Genomic DNA, 20,027 nt, shown 5'->3' with positions numbered 1-20,027 from the left:
GTGTTTCGTTTTATGTCGAGGGTCGGCTACCGGATCACGCCAGCTCGCCCAGCAGCACAGCCAGGACGCGTTCGGACGTGGCCATGCCCAGGTGGCTGACGCCGCCGATGGCCACGCTGCGCGCCCCGGCCAGTTCGCTGCAGCGGCGCTGCGGCATCACCTGGTTGTCGTGCACGCTGTAGATCGAGGTCAGCGGCACGGGCAGCGGCTCGTTCTGCAGTTCACGCAGCCAGGGGTTGCCGATCACCATCTGCCGGCCGTTGCGGCCCCAGGCCAGCGCGGCGAGCCGGCTGCCGTAGTGAGGCGAGCCCAGGGTGACCACCCGCGCCACGCGCTGCGCACCCCAGCGGCGCAGGTAGGCCCGCGCCACCAGGCCACCCATGCTGTGGCCGACCAGGATCACCTGCGCAGCGCCGGTGGCCTGCTGCAGTTCGCGGATGCGGTGCTCGACGGCATCGACCAGCACGTCGATGTCACGCAGCACCGGCTCCAGGCTGACGGTGGCGACGGTCCAGCCGGCCGCCTCAAGCCGCGGGCGCAGCCAGTACCAGAAGCCGCGGTTGCACTGGTAGCCGTGGATCAGCAGCAGCGGTGGGCGCTGCGGCTCGGTGGGCGCCGGCACGTCCAGCCGGTCGGGCGCGAGCCAGCGCGACTCGAAGGGCTGCGCCAGCACGAACAGCCGCAGCAGGCCGGCGTACTCCTCGAGCACCATGCGCAGCCAGCCGAGCGGCCCGCAACGCAGATTCGCAGGCACCGGGTCCGACCCCAGCAGCGTGAAGGCATAGGTCACCGTGACCACCAGCGCCCGCAGGCCGAAGAAACAGGCCAGCACCGCGCAGAACGAGGCCAGCCCGCCCGCACCGCCCTCGATCCGCCAGACCAGCCAGGCCGTGTAGAGACTGAACTCGATCAACAGGGCCCAGCGCAGGTGTCGAGCCGTCATGGCTGCTCCGAAGTGAAGGGCGGCGGCGCTTGCCCGATGCTCAGGCGATGGGTGCCGCCGGCCGGCCGGTCAGCTCGGCCGCCAGCGCGGAGACGTTGCGCGCCACGATGGCGTAGACCGACTCCTGCGGGTTGGCACCGATGCTGGTCGGGAACAGCGAGCCGTCGGCCACCGTCAGGCCACGCACCCGGTGGTGCCGGCCGCGCGGATCGACCACCGACTGTGCCGCGTCCTTCCCCATCGCGCAGCCGCCCATCACGTGGGCGCTGACCACCCGCAGCGCCAGGGGCTGCAGGAGCAACGTCGCGATGCCGGCGCGGGCCTCGGCGAGGCTCGACCAGCGCAGGCCGGCCTCGTGCACCGGGATGACGCTGCGCGCACCGGCGGCGAACTGGATCTCCGCCATCGCCTGCAGCGCGCGGCGCATGCCGTCGAAGAGGTAGTCGTTCAGCGGGTAGTCCAGCACCGGCGTGCCGTCGTCGCGCAGTTGCACCGTGCCGCCCGGGCTGGCCTCGTGGAAGCCGTCGCGCAGCAGGGCCAGCAGGACCTGCGCGTGCGGAAACTCGCGCATCAGCCCGGCGTGCGCCTCGCCGTAGCCCTGCAGCGTGGTGCCGAACAGCACCGGGTGCAGCGGTGCCGACTCCAGTTTGAAGCCCACCGGGCCGTCGATGGGATCGCGGTGCAGGTAGTGGTCCGAGTACAGGCTCTGCGGCGCACCGGCGTGGCCGGCCACCACCTGTGGCATCACGGCCGCGCTCAGCGCCACCGGGTGCAGGAAGGTGCGCCGCCCGACGCGCTGCGCCGGGTCCGGCAGGCCGCTGCGCAGCAGCAGCGCCGGGCTGCCGATGGCGCCCGCGGCCAGCACCACGTGGCGCGCACGCAGGCGCACCCGCAACGCTCGCGGATGCACGCCGGCCGGCTCCATCGCCACGCAATCCACGCCGCGCACCTGGTCGCCCTCGACGATGAGACGCTCGGCGCGCAGGTGGCTGTAGAGCGTGGCGCCCTGCTCCAGCGCGGAGGGGATCGTCGTCAGCAGCATCGACTGCTTGGCGTTGGTGGGGCAGCCCATGCCGCAGTAGCCCAGGTTCCAGCAGCCGCGCACGTTGCGGCGCATCCCGCTGACCTCGATGCCCAGCGCCTGCCCACCGCTGCGCAGCGTCTCGTTGTTCAGGTTGGGCACCCCGTTCCACTCATGGATCCCCAGGCGGCGCTCGACCATCTCGAACCAGGGCAGCAGCGCCTCGGGGCTGTAGTCGTCCAGCCCGAAGTGGCTGCGCCAGAACGCCAGCGTGTCCGGCGGAGTGCGGAAGCTGCTGGTCCAGTTGACCGTGGTGGAGCCGCCCACGCAGCGGCCCTGCAGGATGTTGATCGCCTTGTCGGCGGTCTTGCGCGCGGCCGATTCCTGGTAGAGCTGCGGGTAGGCGTCGGCCTCGCGCATGCGGAAATCCGGCGTGCTGCGCAGCGGGCCTTCTTCCACGATCGCCACGCGCAGGCCGCTCTTGGCCAGCACCTCGGCGGCAATGCCACCACCGGCGCCGCTGCCCAGCACGATGACGTCGGCCTCAGCCTCCACATCGCGCTCCAGCCGGGCCGCATCGACGAGCCGCCAGCCGCGCGCCGCACCTTCTCGGTAGGGATCGTTGATCATGGTGTGTCAGGAAGGACGGGGCACCTCGGGCGGCCCCGGGTAGCCGATGACGCCCCAGTGCGCAGGATCCGCGTACCAGGCGCCCAGCACCAGGTCGTGCAGCGCCTGGTAGCCGCTTTGCAGCAGCGCCAGCGAGCTGCCCCGCCAGCCGTCGAGGAAGGCGCGGACCTGCGCCTCGCTCGCCTCGGGCCAGGGCACGCTCAGGCGCGCCACGGCGATGCGCGTGGGCGGCAGCGCCAGCAGGGCGAAGAGTTCGCTCACCTCCTGCTGGGTCGCGGCGGACAGCGCCGCCACCGCGGTAGCCACGCCGTCGGTGGCCTGGCGGATCGCGGCCTGCCGCTCACCCGCCGCCTCAGGCAGCATGCCCGCGAGCAGCACCGGCACCAGCGCCGGCACGACCAGCCGCAGGGCGCCGTCCAGCGGTGCCTGCGCCACCAGCCCCCGCTTGGCCAGGCGGTCCAGGGGTTTGTGAAAAGCCCAGGCGCCAGCCAGCAGCAACCCACCAGCGATGCCGGTCTTCAGCCAGGTTCGACGTGTCAGGCCCATGCGCGTCACCGGCGGCCCGTCAGCAGCGCCGTCATCCGCTCGATGACCCGGCCGTAGGGGGCATTGAAGAGCGACATCGCGTTCAGGCGCGACTGCAGGAACACGCCCTTGTGCTTCGAGAAGGTACGGAAGCCTTCGTACCCGTGGTACTGCCCCATGCCGCTGGGGCCGACACCGCCGAAGGGCAAATTCTCCTGCGTGATGTGCAGCAGGGTGTCGTTCACCGTCACCCCGCCGGCCACCGTGCCCTGCAGCACCTGCTCCTGGCGGCGGCGGTCGCGCTCGAAGAGGTAGAGCGCCAGCGGGCGTGGCCGCGCGTTCACGTAGGCCAGCGCCTCGTCCAGGCTGCGGTAGGGCACGATGGGCAGCAGCGGGCCGAAGATTTCGTCGCGCATCACCCGCATCGCATCCGTCACCTGCAGCAGTGCCACCGGTGGCAGGCGCCGGCGCGCCGCATCGGCCGGTACGTCGCTGAGCGGGCGCAGCTGCGCCCCCAGGGCTGCCGCCTCGTCGAGGTAGCCGCCCAGGCGCTGGAAGTGGCGCTCGTTGACGATCGAGGTGTAGTCCGGCGTCGTCACCAGCTGCGGGTACAGCCGCGCCACCACGGCGCGCGCCTCGGCGATGAAGGCCTCTTCCTGCCCGGCGGGCAGCAGCACGTAATCGGGTGCAATGCAGGTCTGCCCGGCGTTGAACAGCTTGCCCACCAGGATGCGCTCGGCCGCATGCGCCAGCGGATGCTGCGGCCCGATGATCGCGGGCGACTTGCCGCCCAGCTCCAGCGTGACCGGCGTGAGGTGGTCCGCCGCGGCGCGCATCACATGGTGGCCGACCGCGGTCGAGCCGGTGAAGAGCAGGTGATCGAAGGGCAGCTGCGTGAAGGCCGCGCCCACCTGCGCGTCGCCCAGCACCACCGCCACGCTGCCATCCGGAAAGTGCTTCGCCACCCGCTGCGCCAGCAGGGCGCCGGTGCGGGGCGTGAATTCGGACATCTTGATCATCACCCGGTTGCCGGCCGCCAGCGCGGCCGCCAGCGGCGACAGGGCCAGCAGCAACGGGTAGTTCCAGGGCACCACGATACCCACCACGCCCAGCGGCTGCGGGATCAGCCTTGCCCGACCGGGCCGGAACCACAGCGAGGGCGACACCGACCGGGGCCGCATCCAGGCGCCCACGTGGCGGCGCGCGTGCCGCACCGCCTCGGCGGCCGGAAACAGCTCGGCCAGCCGGGTCTCGTGCGCCGAGCGGTGGCCGAAGTCCGCGTCGATGGCCTGTACCCAGGCGTCGGGCGCCTCACCGAGCAGTGCGGCGAGCGCCTCCAGCCGGGCCACGCGCCACTCGCGCGGCACCGCCGGATCAAGGCGGGTGGTGGCATGCATCGCATCGAAGAGGCCGCGCATCGCCGCCACGTCGGCGCCGCTCGGGGCTGGCAGGTCATGCAGGTTCATGGCGCGGATCCTTTCAGACCAGTCTAGTCCGCTGCTTTGCGCCGGATTAGACCGATCGCTCTAGAAGCAGCCAGGTCGGGTTTCGATAATCCAGCTGTGAGTGACACCCCTGCCCCCGCGCTGGAGAAGGACGCCCTGGCTCTGGAGCTGCAGCGCCACCTCGCCGAGGCCAGCCGGCTGCGGCAGATGCGCCTCACCGAGGCGGCGGCCCAGGACCACCTGCGCCTGAAGGGCTGGCAGTCCGCCCGGCTGGCGCGCACCCACGCCGACCTGGCGGCTGACCCCCGCTACGCGGTGGCCACCGCCTTCTTCCTGGACGAGCTCTACGGCACGCACGACTTCACCCAGCGCGACGCCGAGCTGGCCCGCGTGCTGCCCACGCTGGTCGCCACGCTGCCTACCCGGGCACTGGCCACGCTGGTGGACGCGATGCACATGGACGCGCTCTCGGAGTCGCTGGATGCCGACATGGTGGTGCAGCTGCGCGCGGCGGGCCGGGCCGGCCGCCTCGATGGCGCCGCCTACGCCAGCGCCTACCGCGCCTGCAGCCGGCCGGAAGACCGGGCGCTGCAGATCGGGCTGGTGGGCCGCATCGGCCGCACGCTCGACCGCCTGACCCACCTGCCGCTGCTGGGCCTGAGCCTCAAGATGATGCGCCGCCCGGCCGAGCTGGCCGGGCTCGGCGAGCTGCACCGCTTCCTGCAGCAGGGCTTCGATGCCTTCCGCTCGATGCACGGCGCCGAGGTCTTCCTGGCGCTCATCGAGCAACGGGAGACCGCGCTGATGCAGCAGATCTTCGCTGGCGGTGAGCCTTGAAAAACGGCTGACGCATCGTCTGCGCCACATCAACGCAAATAGCATTCATTCTCATTTAATATGGAGACCTGATCACCCGCCACTTCTGCCACTTTCCCGCCTCGACATGGACCTCACCCTCGGCCGGCGCCGCTTCCTGCTCTCTTTCGGCGCCTTGGGCGTCCTGCCCACCTGGGCGCGGGCCCTTCCCTCGGAGGGCGACGCGCTGCGCCCCACCCTGATCGGCGCTGCCTGGCGGGGGCCCAACGCCAACGACACCCACTACGCTGGCGTACTGGCGGCGGACTGGGCCGCCCGGACGCTGCAGATCCGCTACGCGGTGGCCCTGCCAACCCGCCCGCACGGACTGATGGCCGAAGCCGGCGGCGGGCTGCTGGTCAACGGGGTGCGCCCCGGCAGCTGGCTGCTGCGCTGCGACGGCCAGGGCAAGGTGACGCAGCAGGTCGATGTGAGCCGCGAATCCGCCCAGGTGCGCCTGAGCGGCCACGTCGCCGTGGGCCGCGACCGGCTCTACACCACCGAGATCGACTACGGCAACGACCAGGGCCGCATCGGCGTGCGCGACCGCCACAGCCTGCGCAAGCTCGACGAATGGTCGAGCGGCGGCATCGAGCCGCACCAGTTGCTGATCGACGAGGCCGGCCACCTGCTCGTCGCCAATGGAGGCGTGCGCCGCACCCTGGAGGACCGCAAGGTCGACCTGCCACGCATGGACTCGTCGCTGGTGCGGCTGGACGGCGGCAACGGCCGGCTGCTGCGGCGCTGGAAGCTCGACGACCCGCGCCTGAGCCTGCGCCACCTGGCCTGGAGCCGCCCAGGGGCGGACGAGGAGCCCTTCCTCGGCGTGGCCATGCAGGCCGAGCACGACGACCCGGCCCGCCGGGCGGCCGCGCCGATCCTGGCGGTGCTCGACGGCGACACGCTGCACACCCCCACGCGCGCCAACGACGGGCACGGCTATGCGGGCGACATCGCGGCGGCGTACCAGGGCGGCTTTGCCCTGTCGAGCAACAAGGCCGGCGTGGCGCAGGTGTGGCACCCCGCGGCGCCGGAGAAGCTCACGCGCATCGTCGAGCTGAAGGAGGCCTATGCGCTGGCCGACTGGACCCAGCCCGAGGGTGGCCCCGACCCAGCCAACGGCGGCAGCGGCGTGCTGGTGGCGACCGGCCTGGGACTGGTGCGCTGGCACCCAAGCGCCGAACCGGCCTTCCTGCCCTGGCCACAGCCGATGGCGCTGGACAACCACTGGGTGGTGTTGGGCTGAGCACCGGGCGGGTTGCCCGGCCGGGCAGCCGAGGGCGCTTCAGCCCGCGTTGCCGCCGGCCTCGATGCCCCAGCGCTGCAGCGCCGCGTCGTCGCTGACCCGGGCATCGACCCAGCGCGCACCCTCGGGCGTGGTTTCCTTCTTCCAGAACGGCGCCTGGGTCTTCAGGTAGTCCATCAGGAACTCGCAGGCCTGGAAGGCCTGGCCGCGGTGCGCCGAGGTCACCGCCACCAGCACGATCTGATCCAGCGGCTGCAGCAGCCCGACGCGGTGGATGACCCGCGCGGCGCGGATGTCGAAGCGCGCGAGCGCCGCGTCGATCATCGCCTCGATGCTGCGCTCGGTCATGCCCGGGTAGTGCTCCAGCTCCATCGCCGAGACCTGGCCGGCTTCGGCCTGGCCCTGGTAGCCGGCCGGGTTGCGGTCACGCACCGTGCCGACGAAGGCTGCCACCGCGCCGACGCCGGGGTCACCGGCTCGCAGGGCCGCCACCTCGGCGCTGAGGTCGAAGTCGGCCGTCTGGATGCTCACGCGGGGCAGTGTCATGTGCGGCTCCGGCTCAGCCGCCCGTCACGGGCGGAAAAAACGCCAGCTCGGCGCCCTCGCCCACCGGCGCGGATTCGGCGGCCATCACCTGGTCGAGTGCGGTGCGCACGGCCCGGCCACGCGCCAGCGCGCTGGCATAGGGCTCACCCCGGGCGATCAGCGTGTCGCGCACGGCGCCGATCGTGGCTGGCTCGGCCAGCTCCAGCACCTCGCTCGGGCCGAGGGCCTCGCGCAGGGAGGCGAAGTAACGCAGTTGGATCTTCATCGTCGGCAGGGTTCGAGAAGGTTCGGGGCCGCCGCGCTCAGAGCAGCTCGCGCACCGGCAGGTAGCGCACCAGGTCGCCAGCCCGGATGGTCTGGCCACCCGGGTTGTCGACCAGGCCGTCGCCCCAGTGGGCCGAGGTCAGCACGCCGGAGCTCTGGTTGGCGAACAGGTCGAGCCCGCCGCGCTCGTTCAGGCGCACACGCAGGAACTCGCGCCGCTTGTCGGCACGCGGCCAGTCGAAATCGGCACGCAGGGTGTAGGCCCGGGGCGCCAGGTCGACTGCGCCCTGCAGGCGCAGCAGCACCGGGCGCACCAGCAGCAGGAAGGTCACCCAGCTCGACACCGGGTTGCCCGGCAGGCCGATGAACCAGGCGTGGCCGCCCTCGGCCGTGCCCGCTGCCCCTGGGCGGCGCACCTCGCCGAAGGCCAGCGGCTTGCCGGGCTTGATGGCCATCTGCCACAGGGTCAGGCGGCCCTCGGCCTCCACGGCAGGCTTGATGTGGTCTTCCTCACCCACCGAGACGCCGCCCGAGGTGAGGATCAGGTCGTGCCCTGCCGCAGCCTCGCGCAGCGCCGCACGGGTGGCCTCGCGCTGGTCGGGCACGATGCCCAGGTCGGCCACCTCGCAACCGAAGCTCTGCAGCAGCGCGCGCAGGGTGTAGCGGTTGGAGTTGTAGATCGCGCCGGGCTTGAGCGGCTCGCCCGGCATCACCAGCTCGTCGCCGGTGGAGAACAGCGCCACGCGCGGGCGGCGCGCCACCGTCAGCGTGGCCGCACCCACCGAGGCGGCCAGCCCCAGCGCCGCGGGCGTGAGCCGCGTGCCGGCACCGAGCACCAGGCTGTCGCACTGCACGTCCTCGCCACGGCGGCGGATCCACTGCCCTGCCACCGGCACGGTGTCGATGCGCACGGCGCCCAGGCCGTCGCCAGCGACCGCAGCCGCGATGGCCACGCACTGCTCCTGCATCACCACCGCATCGGCGCCCGGCGGCACCTGCGCCCCGGTGAAGATGCGCGCGGCCGTGCCAGGCTGCAGCGGCTCGCCCACCACGCCGGCAGGAATGCGCTGCGCCACGGGCAGCACGGTGCCGGCGGCCGGCACGTCCGCTGCGCGCAGGGCGTAGCCGTCCATCGAGGTGTTGTCGGCCGGCGGCACGTCCAGCAGCGAGCGCACCTCGGCGGCCAGCACGCGGCCGAGCGCGTCGAAGGTCGACACGTTTTCAGTCGCCGCCAGCGGCTGCACGCGCTCCAGCAGCTGCGCCAGTGCGTCGTCCAGCGGCATCAAGCCCGGACGGCCGCCCGTGGCGGTGCTAGGCGAAGGAATCGGGAGGACAGTAGTCATAGCGGGCCGGATCTTGCTGCAGGAAAGCGGCGATCGCCTCGGGTTGGTTCAGATCCAGCACTGGCAGTCCGGTCGGCGCCGGCAACTGCTGCGGCGCATCGGTGGCGACGGCGACGATGAAGGGATCGTCCTGGGCATACATCGGCGCCGCGCCAGGCTCCGTGCGCCAGACTTCGATCTTGGGCAGGCTGGCGTGCTTGAAGCCCTCCACCAGCACCCAATGGTGATCACCGCAATCCACCAGCTCCGCGATGAGCTGGTGCACGGTCGGCTCCATCTCGGCCTCGAACTCGCGCACCTTGGCCAGGCGGTGGCTGTTGGCCACCACCACCTCGAAGGCGCCTGCCTCGCGGTGGCGGTACGAGTCCTTTCCGGGCACGTCGATGTCGAAGCGCTTGTGCGCGTGCTTGACCACCGAGACGCGCTGGCCCGCCGCGCGCAGCGCACGGATCAGCCCCTCGGCCAGGCGCGTCTTGCCCGAGCCGGAAACGCCGCAGAGCCCGACCACCTTCATCGTGCGGGCCTCACAGCGGCACGTGGTCGCGGATGTACTGCTGGATGCGCGCCGTATCGGCCGGCATGACCTGGAAGCGCTTCGGGCGCGATTCCAGATCGGCCAGCGCGGCGGGGCGCGGCGCGTGCACATCGGGCCCCAGCGCCTCGGCGATGGTGGCCTCGAACTTGGCCGGCAGCGCGGTCTCCAGCACGATCATCGGCACGCCCGGCTCGCGCAGCTCTCGCGCCACCTTCACGCCATCGGCGGTGTGGGTGTCGATCAGCACGCCCTGGCCTTCGTAGGTGGCCTTGATGGTCGCCAGCCGGTCGGCGTGGGTCGAGCGCCCGGACTGGAAGCCGTAGGCACCGATCTGCGCGAACTCCTCGGCGCTGAGCGTGAAGACGCCTTCGCGGCTCAAGGCGTCGGCGAACAGCGCCTTGGTGCGCGCGCCGTCGCGGCCGAGCAGGTCGTAGACGAAGCGCTCGAAGTTGGACGCCTTGCTGATGTCCATCGACGGGCTCGACGTCTCGAAGGTCTCGGCGCTGCCGCGCACGCGGTAGCTGCCGGTGCGGAAGAACTCTTCCAGCACGTTGTTCTCGTTCGTCGCCACCACCAGGTGCTTCACCGGCAGGCCCATCATGCGCGCGACGTGGCCGGCGCAGACGTTGCCGAAGTTGCCCGACGGCACGGTGAAACTCACCTGCTCGTCGTTGGACTTCGTGGCCAGGAAGTAGCCGGCAAAGTAATACACCACCTGGGCCAGCAGCCGCGCCCAGTTGATCGAGTTGACCGTGCCGATGCGGTACTGCCGCTTGAAGGCCAGGTCGTTGGACACCGCCTTGACGATGTCCTGCGCGTCGTCGAATACGCCTTCCACCGCCAGGTTGTGGATGTTCTCGTCCTGCAGCGAGAACATCTGCGCCTGCTGGAACGGGCTCATGCGCCCGTGCGGGCTGAGCATGAACACGCGCACGCCGCGCTTGCCACGCATCGCGTACTCGGCCGCGCTGCCGGTGTCGCCGGAGGTGGCGCCCAGGATGTTGAGCGTCTCGCCGCGCCGGCCCAGTTCGTACTCGAACAGGTGGCCCAGCAGCTGCATCGCCATGTCCTTGAAGGCCAGCGTCGGCCCGTTGGACAGCGACTCCAGGCACAGGCCCGGCTCCAGCGGCTTGAGCGGCACGATGGCATCGCTGCCATAGACCTCCGCGGTGTAGGTCCGGGCGCAGAGCGCGCGCAGGTCCTCGGCCGGGATGTCGTCGATGTACAGCGACAGGATCTCGAAGGCCAGGGCCGCGTAGCCCTGCGTGGCCTGCACCTCACGCCAACGCGCCAGCGTGGGCGCGTCGATGCGCGGGTAGGCCTCGGGCAGGTACAACCCGCCGTCCGGCGCCAGGCCTTCGAGCAGGATCTCGGAGAAGCCGCGGCGGGTGGCGTCGCCGCGGGTGCTGATGTATTTCATGGGCAATCCGACCAGTTCGCGGCTCAGGCCCAATCAGGCCAGCTCTTCCTTGCGCAGCGAGACGATCGGCGCGAGCACCGTCGGCAGCGCCTGCATCCGGGCGATGGCGGCGCGCATGTCGCCTTCCACCGTGTCGTGGGTCAGGATGATCACGTCGGTCTGGTTCTCGCCCTCGGCGGATTCCCGCTGCAGCAGCGCATCGATCGAGATGTCGGCCTCGGCCAGGATGCGGGTGATCGCGGCCAGCACGCCCTTTTGGTCCGCCACGCGCAGGCGCAGGTAGAAGGCGGTGCGCACGGCGTCGATCGGCAGGATCGGCGTGGCGTGCAGCTCGTCGGGCTGGAAGGCCAGGTGCGGCACGCGGTGGTCCGGGTCGGCGGTGTGCAGGCGGGTGATGTCCACCAGATCGGCGATCACGGCCGAGGCGGTGGGCTCGCTGCCGGCCCCCTTGCCGTAATACAGCGTGGTGCCCACGGCGTCGCCCTGGACCATCACGGCGTTCATCGCGCCCTCGACGTTGGCGATCAGGCGCTTGCTGGGGACCAGGGTCGGGTGCACCCGCAACTCGATGCCGCCCTTGCCCTCGTTCGCGTCGTCACGCCGCTTGGCGATGCCCAGCAGCTTGATGCGGTAGCCCAGCTGCTCGGCGTAGCGGATGTCGGTGGCCGACAGCTGGGTGATGCCCTCGACGTGGGCCTTGTCGAACTGCACGGGGATGCCGAAGGCCAGCGCGCTCATCAGCGTGGCCTTGTGGGCGGCGTCCACGCCCTCGATGTCGAAGGTCGGGTCCGCCTCGGCATAGCCCAGGCGCTGCGCCTCCTTGAGCACGACGGCGAAGTCGAGGCCCTTGTCGCGCATCTCCGACAGGATGAAGTTGGTCGTGCCGTTGATGATGCCGGCCAGCCACTGCACCTGGTTGGCGGTCAGGCCCTCGCGCAGCGCCTTGATGATGGGGATGCCCCCGGCGACTGCGGCCTCGAAGGCCACCATCACGCCCTTCTCGCGCGCGGCGGCGAAGATCTCCGTGCCGTGCACCGCCAGCAGCGCCTTGTTGGCGGTGACGACGTGCTTGCCCGCAGCGATGGCTTCCAGCACCAGCGCCTTGGCGATGCCGTAGCCGCCGATCAGCTCGATGACGATGTCGATGTCCGGGTTGGCGATGACGGCGCGCGCGTCGGCCACCACCTGGGTGCCCTCGCCGACGATCTCGCGGGCGCGCTCGACGTTGAGGTCGGCCACCATGGTGATCTCGATGCCGCGGCCGGCGCGGCGGCGGATCTCTTCCTGGTTGCGCTTCAGGACGGCAAACGTGCCGCTGCCGACGGTACCGATGCCCAGCAGGCCGACTTGGATGGGTTTCATGGAGAGTCTCACGGGCGCTTCGAGGGCGCCGGGTTCGGGGAAAGCGGAATAGCGCAGGGACGGCGGGGCCGACCGGCTCAGGTGCCGTGGCGCTTGCGGTACTGGTCGAGGAAGCGGGCGATGCGGCCGATCGCATCGGTGAGGTCATCCGAGTTGGGGAGGAAAACCAGGCGGAAGTGGTCCGGCGCCGACCAGTTGAAGCCGGTGCCCTGTACGATCAGCACCCGCTCGGCATCCAGCAGTTCGTAGGCGAACTGCTGGTCATCGGCGATGGGGTACATCTTCGGGTCGAGCTTCGGGAACATGTACAGCGCCGCCTTGGGCTTGACGCAGGTGACGCCCGGGATCTCGGTCAGCAGCTTGTGCGCCAGGTCGCGCTGGCGGCACAGACGCCCGCCCGGCGCGACCAGGTCCTTGATGCTCTGGTAACCGCCCAGCGCGGTCTGGATGGCCAGCTGACCCGGCGTGTTGGCGCACAGGCGCATCGTGGCCAGCATGTTCAGGCCCTCGATGTAGTCCTTGGCATGGCGCTTGTCGCCCGACACCACCATCCAGCCGGCGCGGTAGCCGCAGGAGCGGTAGTTCTTGCTCAGGCCGTTGAAGGTCAGGAACAGCACGTCGTCGGCCAGCGAGGCGATGCTGGTGTGGGCATTGCCGTCGTAGAGCGTCTTGTCGTAGATCTCGTCGGCAAAGACGATCAGCTGGTGCTCGCGGGCGACCTCGATGATCTCCTGCAGCACGCTGTCCGGGTAGAGCGCCCCGGTCGGGTTGTTCGGGTTGATGATCACGATCGCCTTGGTGCGCGACGTGACCTTGGCGCGGATGTCGGCGATGTCGGGCATCCACTCGCTCTGCTCGTCGCAGACGTAGTGCACCGGACGGCCGCCCGACAGCGCCACCACGGCGGTGTAGAGCGGGTAGTCGGGCGAGGGGATGAGCACCTCGTCGCCATCGTCGAGCAGCGCATTCATGCTCATGGCGATCAGCTCGGAGGCGCCGTTGCCCAGGTAGACGTCATCGACCGTGACGCCACGGATATTCTTTTCCTGGCAGTGGTGCACCACTGCCTTGCGCGGCGCGAACAGGCCCTTGCTGTCGGTGTAACCCGCCGCGTTGGCGAGGTTGCGGATCATGTCCTGCACGATCTCGTCGGGCGGCTCCAGGCCGAACACCGCCAGGTTGCCGATGTTCAGCTTGATGATCTTGTGCCCCTCCTCCTCCATCTGGCGCGCCTTCTCGACCACCGGGCCACGGACGTCGTAGCACACGTTGGCGAGCTTGCTGGACTTGGAAACGGTCTTGAGCACAGGGACTCCTGGGGTACGCGGGGCCAGCGCCTGGGGCGCGGCGGGTCGGGATGCACCGCGGCTGCGGGCCTGGGCAGGCCTGTTCACGGCGGATGGGCGGCTGGGGCGGGTGGAATGGGCCAAAAAGTTAGAATTTAACCATAGCAAGGCAGTGCCCCCGCTGCCGCAACGACCGAGGATCCCCACCTTGAAACTGCAGCCCGACCGCCTCGACGGCGTCAACGCCATTGCCGCCCACGACGCGCAGGGGATCATCGTCAACGCCCGGCGCTGGACGAGCAGCGTGGTGGTGCCCGGCCAGGGCGAGGTGCGGGGCTGGGACTGCGCCGCCTTCGAGGCGCTCACGCCGGCTCACTTCGAGGCGCTGCTCGCCGACACGCCGGAGATCGTGCTGGTGGGTACCGGCGCGCGCCAGCGTTTCGTGCCGCCGCAGCTGCTGCGCCCGCTGATCGAGCGGCGCATCGGCGTGGAGTGCATGGACACCGTCGCGGCCTGCCGCACCTACAACGTGCTGGTGTCCGAACGCCGCCGCGTCACCGCCGTGCTGCTGCTGGGCTGACCGCTTGGTCAGCCATCCGGACGCCAGCCGCCGGCCCGACTTATAATCACAGGCTGGCGTCCGCCCGGGGCGCCCATACAAAACCTCTGCTGCATGACGCCCGCTCTGAACAAACCTCTCCCGGATATCGAAGCGAATGCCACCGGCGGTGTGAAGTTCACCCCCCAGGCCTTCCTGGGCAAGACCGTGGTGCTGTATTTCTACCCGAAGGACAACACGCCGGGTTGTACCACCGAAGCCATGCAGTTTCGCGATCACCACAAGGAATTCGCCCAGGCGGGTGCGGTGGTGTTCGGCGTGTCGCGCGACAACATGGCCTCGCACGACAAGTTCAAGCAGAACCTCGAACTGCCCTTCGAGCTGATCGCCGACACGGAAGAAAAGCTCTGCCACATGTTCGGCGTGGTCAAGAACAAGATCATGTACGGCAAGAAGGTCAAGGGCATCGAGCGCAGCACCTTCCTGATCGACCCCCAGGGCGTGCTGCGCACCGAGTGGCGTGGCATCAAGGTGGCCGGCCACGTGGAAGAAGTGCTCAAGGCCGTGCAGGAGATGAAGCCTGCCGCCTGACCTGCCACATGGCGCGAATGGCCTGGCCGGTATGATCGCCGGCATGCAAGCGAAGCGCTGCCCGGCTGGCACCACCGGCCCCTGTATCGGCCCCCGCACCCGCCCCCACGGCAACGAGCCGTACAGCCCCTTGGCGCTGTACGGCTTTTTTCATTCCGGACGCGCCCTGCCCCGTCGGCGGGCGCGAGCCTCTCTGGCGACCTGACCACCACCATGCCCCTGCCCAAGCCCCCAGCCAAACGCGGCGCCCTGCTCGACGCAAGCGCCTTCGAGGCCACGCTGACCCCGAGCAAGCCGAAGGCGAAGTCCCGTGCCGCCGATGTGGCAGCGCCGCAGCCGAAAACCCTGCCGACCCCGGTGACGGCAGCGTCACAGGCCCTGCCAAGCCCGCTGCAGACGCCTGCCAAGACGGCCCAAGCGGCCCCGGCCAAGCGCCGCGGCAAGGCCGCGCCAGCGCCCTTGCCGGCAACACCACAGGTCGACATGGCCGCTGCCGCCGTCGCAACCGTGCCCGTGACGGTGGCAGTGACGGCGGCGGCTCCGGCCGGCACCGTGCCGCCAGCCCCCGCCGTGGCCAGCGCGGCATCGCCCGCTCCGACACGCCGGCGCCGCACGCCGCGCGGCAGCGGCCCGGCCAAGCTCTTCGTACTGGACACCAACGTGCTGATGCACGACCCGATGTCGATCTTCCGCTTCGAGGAACACGACATCTACCTGCCGATGATCACGCTCGAAGAGCTGGACGGCCACAAGAAGGGCATGACCGAGGTCGCCCGCAACGTGCGCCAGGTCAGCCGCGAGCTGGATGCACTGGCCGCCGGGCTCGAAAGCAACGGTCAGGCCAACGGCGGCGATGCCACCGACGGGATCCCGCTGGCCCGCACCGGCCACCGCGAAGCTGGCGGCAAGCTGTACTTCCAGACCACGCTGCTCAACGTCAAGCTGCCCGACGGGCTGCCGCAGGGCAAGGCGGACAACCAGATCCTGGGCGTGGTGCAGAGCCTGCGCGCCGCCCGGACCGACCGCGAAGTCGTGCTGGTGTCCAAGGACATCAACATGCGCATCAAGGCGCGTGCCCTGGGCCTGCCGGCGGAGGACTACTTCAACGACAAGGTGCTGGAGGACGGCGACCTGCTCTACACCGGCGTGCTCGCGCTGCCGGCTGACTTCTGGGAGCGCCACGGCAAGTCGATGGAGAGCTGGCAGCAGGGCGGCGCCACCTGCTACCGCGTCAGCGGCCCGCTGGTGCCCTCGCTGATGATCAACCAGTTCGTCTACCTGGAGGCCCCTGGCAGCGCGGCGCTGTACGCCAAGGTCACCGAGATCACCGGCAAGACCGCCGTGCTGCGCACCGTCAAGGACTACACCCACGCCAAGCACTCGGTCTGGGGCGTGACGGCACGCAACCGGGAGCAGAACTTCGCGCTCAACCTGCTGATGGACCCGGAGTGCGACTTCGTCACCCTCACCGGCACCGCAGGCACCGGCAAGACGCTGATGACGCTGGCCGCCGCGCTGGCCCAGGTGCTCGACGAGCGGCGCTACTCGGAGATCATCGTCACCCGCGTGACGGTGCCCGTGGGCGAGGACATCGGCTTCCTGCCCGGCAACGAGGAAGAGAAGATGAGCCCCTGGATGGGCGCGCTTGACGACAACATGGAGGTGCTCGCGCGCGGCGATGGCGGTGCGGGTGACTGGGGCCGTGCCGCCACCCAGGACCTGGTACGCAGCAAGATCAAGATCAAGAGCCTGAACTTCATGCGAGGGCGCACGTTCCTGAACAAGTTCGTGCTGATCGATGAGGCGCAGAACCTCACGCCCAAGCAGATGAAGACGCTGATCACCCGCGCTGGGCCGGGCAGCAAGATCGTCTGCCTGGGCAACCTGGCGCAGATCGACACGCCCTACCTGACCGAGGGCAGCTCGGGCCTGACCTACGTGGTGGACCGCTTCAAGGGCTGGCCGCACTCGGGCCACGTCACCTTGGCGCGCGGCGAGCGCTCCAGATTGGCCGACTTCGCCTCCGACGTGCTGTGACGACCGCGCCACGCTGACGCAACAAGGCCCGCCTTTGGCGGGCCTTGTTCATCCTGCCTGCACGGATCGCCGGGTCAGAGCCGGGGCACCGCGGCGAGCAACGTACGCGTGTAGTCCTGCTCGGGCGCTCCCAGCACGCGCTCGGTGGGGCCGGTCTCGACAATGCGCCCGCGGTTCATCACCGCGATGCGGTGCGCCACGTACTCGACCACGGCAATGTTGTGGGTGATGAACAGCAGCGCCACACCGGTCTCGCGCTGCAGTTCGCGCAGCAGGTTGAGGATCTGCGCCTGCACCGAGACGTCCAGCGCCGAGGTCGGCTCGTCACAGACGATCAGGCGGGGCTCGACGGCCAGGGCCCGGGCGATCGCGATGCGCTGGCGCTGCCCGCCCGAGAACTCGTGCGGGTAGCGCTGCAGCACGTCCTCGCGCAGGCCGACGCGCCCGCACAGCGCCAGGACCCGATCGCGCCGCTGGCCGGGCGATAAGTCCGGCCGCAGCGTCTCCAGCCCTTCTTCCAGGATTTCGGCCACGCGCATGCGCGGGTTCAGCGAGGCGAAGGGGTCCTGGAAGATGATCTGCACCGAGCGGCGGGCCTGGCGCAGCGCCTCGCCTTCCAGCGCGAACAGGTCCTGACCATCCAGCAGCGCCTGACCGCTGACCCGGGCACTGCCGCGCAGCAATTGCACCAGCGCCTTGCCGGTGGTGGTCTTGCCGCAGCCGGATTCGCCCACCAGCGCCAGCGTTTCGCCGGCAGCGAGGTCAAAGCCGACGCCCTCCACCGCCTGGAAGCTGTGCCGCTTGCGGCCCAGCCAGCCACCACCGCTGTCGAAGGACACGTTCAGGTCGCGCACGCTCAACAGGGGAACCGCGCCCGGCCCCGCCGACGGAACAGCGCCCCCCCCGTGGGAGTTCAGCGGCGCCTGCGCCGCCGCCTCGGCCCAGACCGCATCGTCTTCAAGCACGCAGCGCACCAGGTGGCTGCCGTGCTGCTGGATCGGCGGCAGCGACGATGCGCAGCCCGCGCGGGCCTGGCCGCAGCGGGGCGCAAAGCGGCAGCCCTCGAAGTGCTGCGTCAGCGCAGGCACGGTGCCGGGGATCGCCGCCAGGGCCTGGCCGCGCTTGTGGGCATCGGGCAGCGCCGCCAGCAGCAGGCGGGCATACGGGTGGCGCGGGCGGGCGAAGAAGTCCTCGGCAGGGGCCTGCTCGACGATCTCGCCGGCATACATCAGCGCCACCTGCTGCGCCATGCCCCGCACCACCGCCAGGTCGTGGGTGATCAGCAGCAGCCCCAGGCCCTGCTCGCGCTGCAGTTGCAGCAGCAGGTCGAGGATCTGCTTCTGGATCGTCACGTCCAGCGCCGTGGTGGGCTCGTCGGCGATCAGGAAGTCGGGCTCGGCGGCCAGCGCCATCGCGATCATCACGCGCTGCTTCTGCCCGCCCGACATGCGGAAGGGGTAGTCGTCGATGCGTCGCTCGGGCTCGGGAATGCCCACGCGCCGCAACCAGTCGATCGCCTTGGCGCGCGCCGCCGCACCACGCAAGGGGGTGTGCGTCTCGATGGCCTCGCGCAGCTGCTCGCCCACACGCATCACCGGGTTCAGGCTCGTGGCCGGCTCCTGGAAGATCATCGAGAGGCGCCCGCCACGCAGGCGGCGCATCTCGCGCTCGGGCAGGTCGAGCAGGTCGGCGCCGTCCAGGCGGATGTGGCCGGCGCACACCCGGCCGTTTTCCGGCAGCAGGCGCAGCAGCGCCAGCGCGGTCATGCTCTTGCCGCAGCCGGACTCGCCCACCAGCGCGAAGGTCTGGCGCCGCTCGATCGCCAGGCGCAGGCCGTCGATGGCGCGCAGCAGGCCGGCGTCGGCCTCCAGCTCGACCGTCAGGTCGGTCACCGCGAGGGCCGAGCCCGTCATGGGAACAGGGGCGCCGCTCATGCCGACTCCCCCGTCACGCCCGCGCGGCGCTGACCGGCACGCCCCAGGCCGAGCCTCGGGCGCAGGTTGCGTGCGCGGGGGTCGAAGGCATCGCGCACCCCGTCGGCAAAGAGGTTGGCCGCCAGCACCAGCGCGACCATGAAGACGAAGGCGGCCGAGAAGGACCACCACACCAGCGGGTCGCGGCTCATCTCGTCGCGGCCCATGTTGATCATGCCGCCGAAGCTGTTCATGGACGGGTCGACCCCGACGCCAACGTAGCTCAGCACCGCCTCGTAGAGGATCAGCGCGGAGAAGTCCAGCACGGTGTTGATCAGCACCAGGTGCACCACGTTGGGCAGGATGTGGCGGTGCATGATGCGCAGCGAGCCAACGCCAAAGGCCGTGGCCGCCTGCACGTAGTCCAGCTCGCGCAGCTTGAGGGTCTCGCCGCGCAGCAGCCGGCACAGGCCGGCCCAGCCGGTCAGGCCGAGGATGAGGCAGAGCATGAAGATCTTCAGGTCGGCGCGCTCGGCCCCGGTCTCGAACAGCTCCGGGTGCTTGTCGAGGAAGACCTGCACCATCAGCACGCAGGCGGCAATCAGCAGCACGTTGGGCACCGAGGACAGCACGGTATAGAGGTACTGGATCACCTCGTCCACCCAGCCGCGGTACCAGCCGGCCAGGATGCCCAGCGCGATCGCGAAGGGCAGCGTCGCGACGCTGGCCATCGTGCCGATCACGAAGGCGGTGCGCACGCTCTTGAGCGCCTGGTAGAACACGTCGTTGCCGAGGTTGTCGGTGCCCAGCACGTGGTAGCCACTGCCCAGGCCGACGGCCAGCCCGGCCAGCAGGCACAGCAGCAGCGCAGTGATCCAGCCGGCGCGCCAGGGCAGCTCGCAGCGGTCGGCCAGCAGGCGGCGCAGCGCCAGGGCGGTCGGCACGCCGCTCAGCGCGGCATCCTGGCGACGTGCCAGCGGCAGCCCGGCCAGCAGCAGCAGGCCGCCCGCCAGCGCCCCGGCGGCCAGCCCCAGGCCACCACGCCAGGCCAGGTCGCCGAGCCATTGCCGCTCGGGATCCTGCAGGTGGGCACCGCCGTACTGCAGCCGCGGGTGCACGCGCCGGACCTCGCCGCCGACCTCCTCCGACACGCGGGTGAAGCCCTGGTAGGACAGCGGGCGCGAGTAGGTGGCCTCCTGCTGGTTGGCCTGGCCCGCGAGCAGCACGTCGAGGACCGACTCGGTGCGCGTCGCGTGGAAAACCTGACCCGCGGCCTGGCCGGCCGTCGGCGGCAGCGCGCGGCGAAAGTGCACGCTGTCCAGCAGCGTGACGACCATGAAGAAGGCGAGCACCACGGTGGCGGACATCGCTGCGCCGTCGCGCCAGACCTTGCGCCAGCTGGCGCTCAGGTGCGGTTGGCGGCGCACGTGCCAGGCGTAGGCCAGCGTGGCCGCCCAGGCGCCCCAGAGCACGGCATCGGTCCAGAGGACCACGAACTTGGGCATC

At 70.6% G+C, this 20,027-nt stretch carries 18 protein-coding genes; 5 read left to right on the top strand and 13 right to left on the bottom strand.

Features of this window, described 5'->3' with window-relative positions; genetic code table 11:
- Positions 1-34: 34 nt before the first annotated feature.
- The 4 genes from NGK70_RS12445 to NGK70_RS12430 are packed head-to-tail and all read right to left on the bottom strand — an operon-like array spanning position 35 to position 4,516.
- Positions 35-943 (bottom strand): lipase family alpha/beta hydrolase, encoded by a 909-nt coding sequence (locus NGK70_RS12445; RefSeq protein ID WP_251973513.1) that lies wholly within the window; start codon positions 941-943, stop codon positions 35-37.
- Between the two features lie 40 nt (positions 944-983).
- Entirely contained in the window at positions 984-2,594 is a 1,611-nt protein-coding gene (locus NGK70_RS12440) for a GMC family oxidoreductase (RefSeq protein ID WP_251973512.1), read from the bottom strand.
- Positions 2,595-2,600: 6 nt separating this feature from the next.
- Positions 2,601-3,140, bottom strand: a complete 540-nt coding sequence (locus tag NGK70_RS12435) for a hypothetical protein (protein WP_251973511.1) — start codon at positions 3,138-3,140, stop codon at positions 2,601-2,603.
- A 5-nt stretch (positions 3,141-3,145) separates the two neighbouring features.
- Positions 3,146-4,516, bottom strand: a complete 1,371-nt coding sequence (locus NGK70_RS12430; protein ID WP_251973764.1) for a coniferyl aldehyde dehydrogenase — start codon at positions 4,514-4,516, stop codon at positions 3,146-3,148.
- Between the two features lie 165 nt (positions 4,517-4,681).
- Here NGK70_RS12430 and NGK70_RS12425 point away from each other — a divergent pair, with 165 nt between their 5' ends.
- Both NGK70_RS12425 and NGK70_RS12420 read left to right on the top strand, forming a co-directional pair.
- Positions 4,682-5,401, top strand: a complete 720-nt coding sequence (locus NGK70_RS12425) for a DUF8198 family protein (RefSeq protein WP_251973510.1) — start codon at positions 4,682-4,684, stop codon at positions 5,399-5,401.
- A 106-nt stretch (positions 5,402-5,507) separates the two neighbouring features.
- Positions 5,508-6,665 carry a DUF1513 domain-containing protein gene (locus tag NGK70_RS12420; protein WP_251973509.1) on the top strand — a complete coding sequence of 386 codons (1,158 nt, stop codon included), beginning with the start codon at positions 5,508-5,510 and terminating at the stop codon, positions 6,663-6,665.
- Between the two features lie 39 nt (positions 6,666-6,704).
- Here the strand turns inward: NGK70_RS12420 and NGK70_RS12415 are convergent, their stop codons facing one another.
- From NGK70_RS12415 to NGK70_RS12385, 7 genes are all read right to left on the bottom strand, one after another.
- On the bottom strand, positions 6,705-7,211 hold the full coding sequence (locus NGK70_RS12415) for a molybdenum cofactor biosynthesis protein MoaE (RefSeq protein WP_251973508.1): 507 nt from the start codon (positions 7,209-7,211) through the stop codon (positions 6,705-6,707).
- Positions 7,212-7,224: 13 nt separating this feature from the next.
- Positions 7,225-7,476 carry a MoaD/ThiS family protein gene (locus NGK70_RS12410; protein WP_251973507.1) on the bottom strand — a complete coding sequence of 84 codons (252 nt, stop codon included), beginning with the start codon at positions 7,474-7,476 and terminating at the stop codon, positions 7,225-7,227.
- Between the two features lie 37 nt (positions 7,477-7,513).
- Positions 7,514-8,758: a molybdopterin molybdotransferase MoeA gene (locus tag NGK70_RS12405; RefSeq protein WP_251973506.1), complete on the bottom strand. Its 1,245-nt coding sequence runs from the start codon at positions 8,756-8,758 to the stop codon at positions 7,514-7,516.
- Positions 8,759-8,786: 28 nt separating this feature from the next.
- Positions 8,787-9,332 carry a molybdopterin-guanine dinucleotide biosynthesis protein B gene (gene mobB, locus NGK70_RS12400; RefSeq protein WP_251973505.1) on the bottom strand — a complete coding sequence of 182 codons (546 nt, stop codon included), beginning with the start codon at positions 9,330-9,332 and terminating at the stop codon, positions 8,787-8,789.
- Between the two features lie 10 nt (positions 9,333-9,342).
- Positions 9,343-10,773 (bottom strand): threonine synthase, encoded by a 1,431-nt coding sequence (gene thrC, locus NGK70_RS12395; RefSeq protein WP_251973504.1) that lies wholly within the window; start codon positions 10,771-10,773, stop codon positions 9,343-9,345.
- 33 nt (positions 10,774-10,806) lie between these two features.
- Positions 10,807-12,135, bottom strand: a complete 1,329-nt coding sequence (locus tag NGK70_RS12390) for a homoserine dehydrogenase (RefSeq protein WP_251973503.1) — start codon at positions 12,133-12,135, stop codon at positions 10,807-10,809.
- Positions 12,136-12,212: 77 nt separating this feature from the next.
- Complete coding sequence (locus NGK70_RS12385; RefSeq protein WP_251973502.1) at positions 12,213-13,442, bottom strand: pyridoxal phosphate-dependent aminotransferase; 1,230 nt, start codon at positions 13,440-13,442, stop codon at positions 12,213-12,215.
- A 187-nt stretch (positions 13,443-13,629) separates the two neighbouring features.
- Between NGK70_RS12385 and NGK70_RS12380 the strand changes: the two genes are divergently transcribed.
- The 3 genes from NGK70_RS12380 (at position 13,630) to NGK70_RS12370 (ending at position 16,608) form a co-directional block, all read left to right on the top strand.
- A complete protein-coding gene (locus NGK70_RS12380; protein ID WP_251973501.1) occupies positions 13,630-14,001 on the top strand; it encodes an Mth938-like domain-containing protein in 372 nt (123 codons plus the stop codon).
- A 93-nt stretch (positions 14,002-14,094) separates the two neighbouring features.
- On the top strand, positions 14,095-14,571 hold the full coding sequence (locus tag NGK70_RS12375) for a peroxiredoxin (protein WP_251973500.1): 477 nt from the start codon (positions 14,095-14,097) through the stop codon (positions 14,569-14,571).
- A gap of 213 nt (positions 14,572-14,784) precedes the next feature.
- A complete protein-coding gene (locus tag NGK70_RS12370; RefSeq protein WP_251973499.1) occupies positions 14,785-16,608 on the top strand; it encodes a PhoH family protein in 1,824 nt (607 codons plus the stop codon).
- Between the two features lie 74 nt (positions 16,609-16,682).
- On the opposite strand, the gene NGK70_RS12365 is transcribed toward NGK70_RS12370, so the two are convergent.
- Both NGK70_RS12365 and NGK70_RS12360 read right to left on the bottom strand, forming a co-directional pair.
- Positions 16,683-18,542 carry an ABC transporter ATP-binding protein gene (locus NGK70_RS12365; RefSeq protein ID WP_428985591.1) on the bottom strand — a complete coding sequence of 620 codons (1,860 nt, stop codon included), beginning with the start codon at positions 18,540-18,542 and terminating at the stop codon, positions 16,683-16,685.
- The gene (locus NGK70_RS12360; RefSeq protein ID WP_251973762.1) at positions 18,539-20,026 is read right to left on the bottom strand and encodes an ABC transporter permease; all 1,488 of its coding nucleotides are present in this window, start codon (positions 20,024-20,026) and stop codon (positions 18,539-18,541) included. The genes NGK70_RS12365 and NGK70_RS12360 overlap by 4 nt, the downstream gene beginning before the upstream one ends.
- Between the last annotated feature and the right edge of the window lies 1 nt (position 20,027).

Source organism: Sphaerotilus microaerophilus, from assembly GCF_023734135.1.
Classification (GTDB): Bacteria; Pseudomonadota; Gammaproteobacteria; order Burkholderiales; family Burkholderiaceae_C; genus Sphaerotilus; species Sphaerotilus microaerophilus.
Note: the sequence above shows the minus strand (reverse complement) of the source record. Positions and strands in the feature narration are given on the sequence as shown.

Bases quoted from the DNA above. Each gene is read 5' to 3' on its own strand.
- NGK70_RS12445 (WP_251973513.1), bottom strand. From the start codon at position 943: ATGACGGCTCGACACCTGCGCTGGGCCCTGTTGATCGAGTTCAGTCTC.
- NGK70_RS12440 (WP_251973512.1), bottom strand. From the start codon at position 2,594: ATGATCAACGATCCCTACCGAGAAGGTGCGGCGCGCGGCTGGCGGCTC.
- NGK70_RS12435 (WP_251973511.1), bottom strand. From the start codon at position 3,140: ATGGGCCTGACACGTCGAACCTGGCTGAAGACCGGCATCGCTGGTGGG.
- NGK70_RS12430 (WP_251973764.1), bottom strand. From the start codon at position 4,516: ATGCATGCCACCACCCGCCTTGATCCGGCGGTGCCGCGCGAGTGGCGC.
- NGK70_RS12420 (WP_251973509.1), top strand. From the start codon at position 5,508: ATGGACCTCACCCTCGGCCGGCGCCGCTTCCTGCTCTCTTTCGGCGCC.
- NGK70_RS12415 (WP_251973508.1), bottom strand. From the start codon at position 7,211: ATGACACTGCCCCGCGTGAGCATCCAGACGGCCGACTTCGACCTCAGC.
- NGK70_RS12410 (WP_251973507.1), bottom strand. From the start codon at position 7,476: ATGAAGATCCAACTGCGTTACTTCGCCTCCCTGCGCGAGGCCCTCGGC.
- NGK70_RS12405 (WP_251973506.1), bottom strand. From the start codon at position 8,758: ATGCCGCTGGACGACGCACTGGCGCAGCTGCTGGAGCGCGTGCAGCCG.
- mobB (WP_251973505.1), bottom strand. From the start codon at position 9,332: ATGAAGGTGGTCGGGCTCTGCGGCGTTTCCGGCTCGGGCAAGACGCGC.
- thrC (WP_251973504.1), bottom strand. From the start codon at position 10,773: ATGAAATACATCAGCACCCGCGGCGACGCCACCCGCCGCGGCTTCTCC.
- NGK70_RS12390 (WP_251973503.1), bottom strand. From the start codon at position 12,135: ATGAAACCCATCCAAGTCGGCCTGCTGGGCATCGGTACCGTCGGCAGC.
- NGK70_RS12375 (WP_251973500.1), top strand. From the start codon at position 14,095: ATGACGCCCGCTCTGAACAAACCTCTCCCGGATATCGAAGCGAATGCC.
- NGK70_RS12370 (WP_251973499.1), top strand. From the start codon at position 14,785: ATGCCCCTGCCCAAGCCCCCAGCCAAACGCGGCGCCCTGCTCGACGCA.
- NGK70_RS12365 (WP_428985591.1), bottom strand. From the start codon at position 18,542: ATGAGCGGCGCCCCTGTTCCCATGACGGGCTCGGCCCTCGCGGTGACC.
- NGK70_RS12360 (WP_251973762.1), bottom strand. From the start codon at position 20,026: ATGCCCAAGTTCGTGGTCCTCTGGACCGATGCCGTGCTCTGGGGCGCC.